This window comes from Streptomyces yerevanensis, from assembly GCF_000716805.1.
GTDB classification, from domain to species: Bacteria; Actinomycetota; Actinomycetes; order Streptomycetales; family Streptomycetaceae; genus Streptomyces; species Streptomyces flaveus.
Genome location: NZ_JNWJ01000205.1, coordinates 1 through 693 on the forward strand (window position 1 = coordinate 1; position 693 = coordinate 693).

Here is a 693-nt window from a genome sequence, read left to right on the forward strand (position 1 = left end):
TCCACGAGCGCCGGAAAATCGCCAAAAAAATCTTGGCCGGCGATGTCGAGAACCCGTGACCGGCTCCGTCCCCGAGGTGAACGCGCCCACAATGGGTCGCACCAGCCTCGAGGAGAACCACCATGGCCAAGTACCTGCTGCTCAAGCACTACCGCGGCGCCCCGGCTCCGGCCAACGACGTGCCGATGGACCAGTGGAGCCCGGAGGAGATCTCGGCCCACGTGCAGTACATGAACGACTTCGCGGCCCGGCTGGAGAAGAGCGGCGAGTTCGTCGACGGTCAGGCGCTCGCCCCCGAGGGGACGTGGGTCCGCTACGACGGGGAGGGGCGCCCGCCGGTCACCGACGGCCCGTTCGCCGAGACCAAGGACCTCATCGCCGGCTGGATGGTGATCGACGTCGACAGCTACGAGCGCGCCGTCGAGCTGGCCGGGGAGCTGTCGGCCGCCCCGGGGAAGGGCGGGGAGCCGATCCACGAGTGGCTCGAACTGCGTCCGTTCTACGGCGTGTCGCCCACCATCACGGAGTGACCTACCAGGTGAACGAGGTGAACCAGGTGAACGAGGTCCTGCTCAGGAGCCTCACGCCGGGTGTGCTCGCCGTCCTCGTCCGCCGCGGAGCCGACTTCGCGGCGGCCGAGGACGCCGTGCAGGACGCGCTCATCGAGGCGATCCGCGTCTGGCCCGCCGACCC

At 69.4% G+C, this 693-nt stretch carries 1 protein-coding gene and 1 pseudogene; both read left to right on the forward strand.

Features of this window, described 5'->3' with window-relative positions; all coding sequences use genetic code 11:
* The first annotated feature begins 122 nt into the window (after positions 1–122).
* Positions 123–530, forward strand: coding sequence for a YciI family protein (locus OP79_RS49060; protein WP_033329781.1), 408 nt, complete (start codon positions 123–125; stop codon positions 528–530).
* 26 nt (positions 531–556) lie between these two features.
* A pseudogene (locus OP79_RS57960) lies at positions 557–693 on the forward strand (sigma factor); the annotation flags it as partial.